The 8352-nt window shown below is 70.3% G+C and carries 4 protein-coding genes; 1 reads left to right on the top strand and 3 read right to left on the bottom strand.

Annotation, left to right across the window (positions count from 1 at the left end; all coding sequences use genetic code 11):
• The coding region (locus G3O00_RS37025) for a non-ribosomal peptide synthetase (protein WP_206145976.1) at positions 1 to 4092 on the bottom strand (4092 nt) is incomplete at its 3' end.
• A gap of 272 nt (positions 4093 to 4364) precedes the next feature.
• Between G3O00_RS37025 and G3O00_RS37020 the strand changes: the two genes are divergently transcribed.
• A complete protein-coding gene (locus G3O00_RS37020; protein WP_011351939.1) occupies positions 4365 to 6110 on the top strand; it encodes a cyclic peptide export ABC transporter in 1746 nt (581 codons plus the stop codon).
• A 308-nt stretch (positions 6111 to 6418) separates the two neighbouring features.
• Here the strand turns inward: G3O00_RS37020 and G3O00_RS37015 are convergent, their stop codons facing one another.
• Together G3O00_RS37015 and fhuF are read right to left on the bottom strand one after the other, a co-directional pair.
• Positions 6419 to 7456: an iron-siderophore ABC transporter substrate-binding protein gene (locus tag G3O00_RS37015; RefSeq protein WP_206145975.1), complete on the bottom strand. Its 1038-nt coding sequence runs from the start codon at positions 7454 to 7456 to the stop codon at positions 6419 to 6421.
• Positions 7453 to 8256, bottom strand: a complete 804-nt coding sequence (gene fhuF / locus G3O00_RS37010; protein ID WP_206145974.1) for a siderophore-iron reductase FhuF — start codon at positions 8254 to 8256, stop codon at positions 7453 to 7455. The genes G3O00_RS37015 and fhuF overlap by 4 nt, the downstream gene beginning before the upstream one ends.
• Positions 8257 to 8352: the final 96 nt, after the last annotated feature.

The following is an 8352-nucleotide window of genomic DNA, read 5'->3' as shown; positions in this document are numbered from 1 at the left end:
GCGGCAGGCCGGCGCAAGCGCAGCCAGGCGCGCGACGAGCGCCCACGTGAGCGTTTCGCCGCCGGTCACGAGCGCGTGGCGCGGCAGCACATCTGCCGGCACACGTGCGTCGAGCAGCGCCTGCAGGTGGCTCGGCACGATCTTCAGCACACCGACGTCGCGACGGCGCATCTCATCGGCGAACAGGTCGGGATCGAACGCGCACGCGGCCGGCAGCAGGTGCAGCGTACGGCCTGCGCACAGCGCGCCGAACAGCGTCGTGTGGCCGAGGTCGGCCGCGACGGTCGACACCATCGCGAACGACGCGTCCGGTGCGAACGCGAGTTCGTCGAGCATCCCCTGCACGTAGTCGGCCAGCGCGCCGTGCGACACGACGACGCCCTTCGGCGTGCCGGTCGAGCCGGACGTATAGATCAGGTACGCGCCCTGTTCCGGATGCGGTGCGATACGCACGCCGGCTGCGTGCGCAAGCGTTGAGTCCTGAGCGAGCGTGTCGACGTCAAGCGGCTGTGCGTCGATGCCGGTCGGCCAGGCGGCGCTATCCGCGACGAGCGCCCAACGCGCGCCGCAGTCGGCCGCCGCCGCGGCCAGTCGTGCAGCCGGCTGAGCGGGATCGAGCAGCACGGCGAGCGCGCCGGCCTTCAACGCGCCGAGCAGGCCGACGACGAAGCGCGCCGAGCGTTCGATGCAGACGATGACGGACGCTTCCGCGGCCACGCCGCGCTGGGTCAGCGCGCGGGCGATGCGGTTCGATGCGTCGTCGAGTTCGGCGAACGTCAGCGACGCCGACGCATCGGCGAGCGCGACGCGATGCGGATACGCGGCCGCCTGGCGAGCGAACGCGGCGACGATGTCCGCATGTTCGACGCGCAGCGCACGTCCGTCGCGCGGCTGGCGCGAAGCGGCCGACGCGTCGCACGGCAGGACGGCCGTCGTTTGATGCGGATCGCGCGCGGCCGCACCGACGAGCGCCGCGTAACTGTCGAGCCATGCGCGCGCGGTGTCGGTGTCGATGCAGTCGGTCGCATAGGCCGCGACCAGTTCGATGCCGCTCGCATCGTCGGTGAAATCCACGGCGAAGTCGAAGCGTGCGGCAAGGTCAGGCCCCGGCGTCGCAACGGCCGTTGCGCCCGGCAGCACACTGTCGTGCCGCGCGTCGAACTGCTGCGCGAATTTCACGCGCAACCATTCGTCGCCGCGCTTGACCGGCGGCTTCACCGCGTCGACGACGCGCTCGAACGGCACGTCCTGGTGCGCGACAGCATCGAGCGCCGCCGTGCGCGCCGCATCGACGAGCGCGCGGAACGGCAGCGTCGGCGCCACTTGCACGCGCAGCGCGACCGTATTCAGGAACAGGCCCAGCAGTGCACGCGATTCCGGGCGCTGGCGATGCGCGACCGGCACCGCAACGACGACATCCGTTGCGCCGGTCAGGCGCGACAGCCACGCGTCGAGCGCGGCCAGCAGCACCGTGAAAGGGGTTGCCTGTGCGTCGCGTGCGAGTTGCCGCACGTCGGCCGCGACCGCGTCGGGCAGCCGCACCGACACGCGCGCGCCTTGCAGCGTGCGTGTGGCGCCCGGCTGACGATCGACCGGCAGCGCGAGCGGGCCCGGCACGTCGCGCAACGCGCCGCGCCAGTAGTCGAGCTGACGTTCACCCTCGCCGCCGGCCAGCATGTCGCGTTGCCAGTCCGCATAGTCGGCGTACTGGATCTGCAATTCGGGCAGCGACGGCTCGCGGCCTTCGGCATACGCGCGATAGGCGGCCGACAGTTCATCGAACGCGCAGCGCGAGCTCCAGCCGTCGGTGATCGCGTGATGGGCGGTCAGCAGCAGGCGGTGTCGGTCGTCGGCGAGCGCGACCAGCGTCGCGCGCAGCAGCGGGCCGCGCGCGAGGTCGAACGGTTCGGCCGCATCGCGCTCGGCGAGACGCGCGGCTTGCGCGTCGCGGGCGGCAGGCGACTGGTCGCGCAGGTCGATATCGACGATCGACACCGGCAGATGCGCATGAATTCGCTGCATCACGACGCCGTCGTCGTTGTCGACGAGCGTCGTGCGCCACGCTTCGTGGCGACCGATCACGTGATCGAGCGCGCGCTGCAACGCAGCGCGATCGAGCGTGCCGTCGATCGTCCAGTGCGCGGCGATGTGATACGCGGCGCTCGCATCGCGCGTTTGCGCAAGCACCCAGAAACGTTGCTGCGCGAGCGATGCGGCACGGTCGATATACGGTGCGGTGGCTACGGTCGAATCGGCCGGCACGCGGCGTGCGGAAATCGTTGCCAGCGGCTCGCCGGTTTCACGTTCCGCACGATCGACCGCTTCGGCCAGCTCGAAGAGCGCCGGATCGGCGAACAGCGTATCGAGCCGCAGGTTCACCCGGACTGCCGCACGAATCGCGGCCTGCAACTGCATCGCGGCGAGCGAATCGGCGCCCAGCGCGAAGAAACGGTCGTCACGCGACGGCGTGACGTCGCGGCCGAGCAGTGTCTGCCAGAGGCCGGCGAGCTGCTGTTCGGTCGGCGTGCGCGGTGCGTCGCCGCTGCCTTGCGCGGTGTCGCGCGTGGCGGCGATCTTCTCGCGCAGCGCGGCACGGTCGATCTTGCCGTTCAGCGTGTACGGCAGCGCATCGCACCGCACGAACCGGTGCGGCTGCCAGGCAGCCGGCAGTTGCGCGGCCACGTGTGCTTTCAGCGCCGCATCGTCGGCAGCGGCGCGCAGCGCGACGCACGCAATCAGCCGCGTGGGGCCGTTGCCGGTTTCGGCAACCACGGCCGCATCGGCCACGGCCGGATGCGATCGCAGGCACGCGGCGATCTCAGCCGGCTCCACACGCACGCCGCGCACCTGGACCTGATCGTCGAGGCGGCCGAGGTAGTCGAATGCGCCGTCGTCGCGCAGCCGTGCGAGGTCGCCCGTGCGGTACACGCGCGCACCGGGTTCGCCGTCGGCATCGGGAATGAAGCGTTCGGCCGTGAGCGCCGGACGGCCGTGATAGCCGCGCGCGACGCAAACGCCACCCAGCAGCAGTTCACCCACGCCATCGACCTCGCCGCCGTCGACACGCGCGACGCGCGGCCCGATCACGCGGCCGATCGGCAACGACGCATACGCATCGTCGGCGGCCAGCACGGGCGTCTCGCCCGGCTCGACCGGCCACAGCATCGGCGAGATCACGGCCTCGGTCGGCCCGTAGCCATTGATCAGGCGTACCGACGGGAACGTGCCGCGCACGAATTCGAACGCCTGCTGCGGCAGCGCTTCGCCGCCGAACGCGAGCACGTGCAATGCCGGCGGCACGCCGTCGCGCGCGGCCACCGCCGCGAATTCGCGCAGGTACGCGGGCGGGAACGCGGCCACGTTGACCGATTCACTCACCAGCAGCGCATGCGCGGCATCCGGCGCGAACGGTTGCGGCGGCGCCACGACGATGCTGGCGCCAGTCGCGAGCGGCGCGAGCCAGCATTCATGCGCGGCGTCGAAATTGACCGACGCGAAATGCAGCAGGCGGTCGCCGGCCTCGATCGGCAGCGCGGCCGCGAGCGCGTCGCAGTGCGCGGCGAGCGGCCCGTGTTCGACGACGACAGCCTTCGGCGTGCCGGTCGAACCGGACGTATAGATCATGTAGGCGGCCGAACGCGGATGAACGAGCACTTCTTCGTCATCCGCACCGATCTCCTGCCCGTCCGTCGCGTCGACGGCCGCGTCAAACGCGTGTTCGAACGGCTTGCCGAGCGCCGCACGGCCGGCCGCGTCGACGATCCCGTGCCGCAGATTCGCATCCTGGACGATCCAGTCGAGGCGCGCGGCCGGATGGCGCGGATCGAGCGGCACGAACACGCCGCCCGCCTTCAGCACGGCCAGCAGCGCGACGAACAGTTCGCCCGACCGCTCGACGCACACGCCCACCCGCACTTCCGCGCCGACGCCGGCCGCGCGCAGTTGCCGGGCCAGCCGCGACGCCCGCGCGTCGAGCGCGCCGCGCGACAGGCGCAAGTCATTCTGGAAAGGGACCGCGATCGCGGGTGCGTCGGGCGCGAGGCGCGCCAGTTCGCGGATTCGGTGATGCAGCGCAGTCGGGAAACTCGTCATGTGCGTGAAGTCCTTCGGTCCGGCCGCTTCGGCCAAGTCTCGGGGCCGCTTGGGGCGGCTTCACTGGTGTGACGAACGGCGCGGCCGATTTTTTACCGTTTTGTGCTCAAAGCCGGCGCGAACGTTTTTTTTGAACGCGCCGCTAAATATTTGCGCGGCCCGTTCGTCTATCAGGGAGGAAAGCCGGAACGGGGCCCCGCCTCGCCCGCCGCTTTCACGTCAGTTTTGCCGTTTCCGCGTTTTCGCTTGCCTTCCCTTTACCGACGTTGCCGATGACAGCCGCCCACGAGCCTTCTTCCCCGCCGTCCCTCGACGCTTCCCCCGGCCGCCCCGCGGCGCGCCTGATCCTTGCGCTGTTGCGCGAAAGCCGCGCGTCACTCGTGCTGGCGCTCACCGCGTGCGTATTGAACGGCGTCGCGAGCGTGCTGCTCGTCGCGACGCTGAACCGCGCGCTCTCGCAGCCCGGCGCGGCCGACGCGTCGCTCGCGTGGCGCTTCGCGCTGTGCGCGGTGATCGCGCTCGTCACGCGAATCGTGTCGGGCACGCTGTTCGCGCGCCTGTCGCAGGACACGATGGCGCGGCTGCGCGTGCATCTCGCGCGGCGCGTCGGCTCGGCCGAACTGCGCGACATCGAGCGGATCGGCGCGGCGCCCGTGCAGTCGGTACTGACCGACGACGCCACCAACGTGTCGATGCTGTTCTTCGCGCTGCCGAACCTGGTCATGCACGGCTCGATCGTGTTCGGTTGCCTCGGCTACCTCGCGTGGCTGTCGTGGCCGGTGTGCCTGCTGGCACTGGCCGCGATCATCGCCGGCTCGCTCGGCTATCACACCGGCGACCGCCGCGCGATCGCATCGCTCGAAGCGGCCGGCCAGGCGCAGGACCGCCTGTTCGGCTATCTCGGCTCGCTGTTTTCCGGCGCGAAGGAGCTGAAGCTGCATGATGAGCGCGCCCGCCAGTTCGTCGACGGCCAGCTCGGCGCCGCGATCGGCGAAGTGCGCGATCACCGCCGCCGCGCGTTCAGCGCGTATGCGGTCGGGGTCGGCTGGATCATCTTCCTGTTCTATGTGTTCCTCGGCATCGCGTCGTTCTGGCCGCAACTCGGCGTGCATGCCGATCCGGCCGCGGCCGCCGGCTACGTCGTCGTGTTCCTGTTCATGCTCGTGCCGCTCGACGGGCTGCTGAACAACCTGCCGACCGTCAACGCGGCCCGCGTGTCGCTCACGCGGATCGAAGGCGTGATGGCCGAATTCGGCGCGCTGCGCACGGTGCCGCCGGCGTCCGACGCGCCCGACGTGCCGCCGGCCGGCGCCGTCACGCTGCGCGGCGTCACGCATGCGTACTTCCATGAACGCGACGAACGGATGTTCAGCATCGGGCCGATCAACCTGACGATCCAGCCGGGCGAGCTCCTGTTCATCGTCGGCGGCAACGGCAGCGGCAAGACGACGCTCGCGAAGGTGCTGACGGGGCTCTACGAGCCGGAAGAAGGCACGATCGAGGTCGATGGCCGCACGATCGGCTGGCGCGAGCGCGCCGCATACCGGCAGCGTTTCAGCGCGGTGTTCAACGATTTCCACCTGTTCGATGCGCTGCTCGGCATCGTCGATCCCGACGATCCGTCCCGCGCGCAGGCCGATGCGCGCGCGAACGCGCTGATCGCGAAGCTCGCGCTCGATCACAAGGTGAAGGTAGTGGACGGCGCGTTCTCGACCCGCGCACTGTCGACCGGGCAGCGCAAGCGGCTCGCGCTCGTCGTCGCGTACCTGGAGGACCGGCCGTTCTACCTGTTCGACGAATGGGCGGCCGACCAGGATCCGTCGTTCAAGGCCGTGTTCTACGAGCAACTGCTGCCCGAGCTGCGAGCGCGCGGCAAGGCCGTGATCGTGATCACGCACGACGACCGCTACTTCGATCTCGCCGACCGTCTGCTGAAGCTCGACAACGGGAAAATCGTCAGCGACACGACGCCGGCCAGGACGCGCGCGCAGGATGGTGTCGACGCGCTGAGCGCGTAAGCGACAGTCGATGAAAGAAATCGCCGACGCGCTGCAATGGCAGTGCGTCGGCGATTTTCGTTGCAGGAGGAAATGTTTCGGGCGCGTAGCGCGATCGCGGAACGGCTCGGGTGATTTACCGCGAGTCCCTCGCGCATGCAGCGGTCGCCGTCGGCGAGCACGCCGCTCGGGCGCATCGCATCGAGCGCGACCGCCGGCCACGCGGCCGGGCCGGACCGAGCCGGATCGCCTCGTGGCGCACCGGCCAACCGCAACGCCCTACCCGTCGAAGTCGAAGCGGCGTCATCCGCCGATCGACCGCCGCGCGCTCAGCGCACGGCCGGCAGCTTCAGCATCGTATCGGTCATCACGTCGGCCAGTTTCAGCGCCGACATCGGCCCGCCGAACCCCCAGATATTGCGTTCGATGAGCGCGATCCGGTGCTCCTTCATCGCGGGCACGTAGCGCCACACCGGAGAATCGAGTTTCGCGGACAGCGGTACGTCCATGCCCGATGCGGTCACGAACAGCACGGCCAGTTCACGCTGCTTGAGCAGGTCGGCCGACGTCACGTAGAGCGTGCCTTCCCGCGTCGGCTTCTTCGGCCACGGATCGAGCCCGAGCGCCCGCGCGAGACCCGCCGACGTGCTGTTGCCCGTATAGGCCCAGTAGCGGTCGGGCAAGCCGAGATCCTGCAGCAGCGCGACGCGCTCGCCTTTTCTGCCCGCAGCCGCGAGCCGCGCCGCATTGCGCGCGATGCCCGCATCGAGCTGCGCGTCGACCGCCTGCGCACGCGCGTCGCGCCCCGTCACCGCACCGATCGTCCGGAAGATCTGCCGCATCCAGTCGAGCTGCGTGACCGGCACGCCGCCATCGGACACGTTCGGGCTGAACTGGAACAGGATCGTCGGCGCGATCCGGTCGAGCGCATCGAAAATCGGCGCATGCCGAAAGCCGACGCCGATGATCAGGTCGGGCTTGACCGCTGCGATCGCTTCGAGGCCAGGCTCCTGGCGCGAACCGATATCGGTCACGTTCGCGAGCCGCTCGCTTTGATAGCCGAGCCAGCCCGGATAGAACGCGGTATCGGCCATCCCGACCGGCACGATGTCGAGCGCGATCACGCTTTCCGCGAACATGAAGTCGAGTGCGACCACGCGTTGCGGCCGCACCGGCATCGTCGCGCTCGCCTGCGACACGACGGGATTGCCGGCCAGCGACACCGCGCCCGGTGCTCGCACGCCCTGCGCGCGATGGGCATCGAGTGTCGCGGCAACGGCGCGGGACGACAGGGAAAGCGCACCGCAGCACGCGGCACCGAGCGCCGCGAGTGCGCCGAGCGCGTGCCGGCGGCCGGCATCCGTCACCGGATCGCGTCCTGCTCGGCCAGCGCCGCGTCGTCCATCGTCAGTAGCAGGGGGCAGCTTCCACACAGTTGCGTTTCTCCAGGAATTTCATAGCGCAGGCAGCACACGCGGCGCGCACGAAACGGCGTCGGCAGCAGCGCCGAGCGCGGCACGGCATCGCGCACGGGCACGCGCAGCGGATTCGGCTCGCCGTGCACGCAGCTCGAACCGAACAGCCAGTCCGCATCGCGGACGGGATCGGCGGCGCATGGCAGCGAACGATACGTATCGAGCAGATAGTCGAGCAGGTTGCCCGCGTTGCTCCACAGCACGCGCGGCGTGACGCGGCCCATCGCCGCGAGCAGGTCGATCGCCGCGCCGAGATGCGCGATGAGTCCCGCATAGCGTGGTGCCGGGTCGTCGCACGGTGCGCCGAGCGCATCGTGCGGGAAATACAGCGCGGCGGGCATCCCGTCGTCGAGCGCGACGAACGTGCGCTCGGGCGACATGTCGAGCGGCCGGCCCAGTGTCAGCGCGGCGACGACACCGGCCGGCGCCGCGCGGCCGAAATAGTATTTGCTCCATTGCGACATCAGCGCGCGCGCATGCTGCGCCGGATCGCCGCCGTAATGGCCGACCATCGCGTCGAGGATCGCGCTGCGGTGATCGGGCAGCGTGCTGACGGGTACGACGATCCGGCCCGGCGCATCGTGCGCGTCGTCCGGCATGCCGAGCCACACGACGTCGAGGTGGTCGGCGAACGGTTCGGGCCCGAACATCGAGAAGCGCGTGGCGCGCGCGCCATCGAGCGCGGGCGTCATCGCCCCGCGCGCCGGGCGCGGCGCCCCTCGAGGATCAACAGCCCGAGCAGGTACGGTGCGCCGATCAGCGCGGTCAGCACGCCGGCCGGCACTTCG

Origin of the sequence: Burkholderia sp. Ac-20384 (genome assembly GCF_017104605.1) — a bacterium.
GTDB lineage: Bacteria > Pseudomonadota > Gammaproteobacteria > Burkholderiales > Burkholderiaceae > Burkholderia > Burkholderia lata.
The sequence above is the reverse complement of the archived record's forward strand: the minus strand, read 5'-3'. Positions and strand labels throughout refer to the sequence as shown.

What these genes read in the sequence shown, in the direction of transcription:
- G3O00_RS37020 (WP_011351939.1), top strand. Translation starts at nt 4,365, where the DNA reads ATGACAGCCGCCCACGAGCCTTCTTCCCCGCCGTCCCTCGACGCTTCC.
- fhuF (WP_206145974.1), bottom strand. Translation starts at nt 8,256, where the DNA reads ATGACGCCCGCGCTCGATGGCGCGCGCGCCACGCGCTTCTCGATGTTC.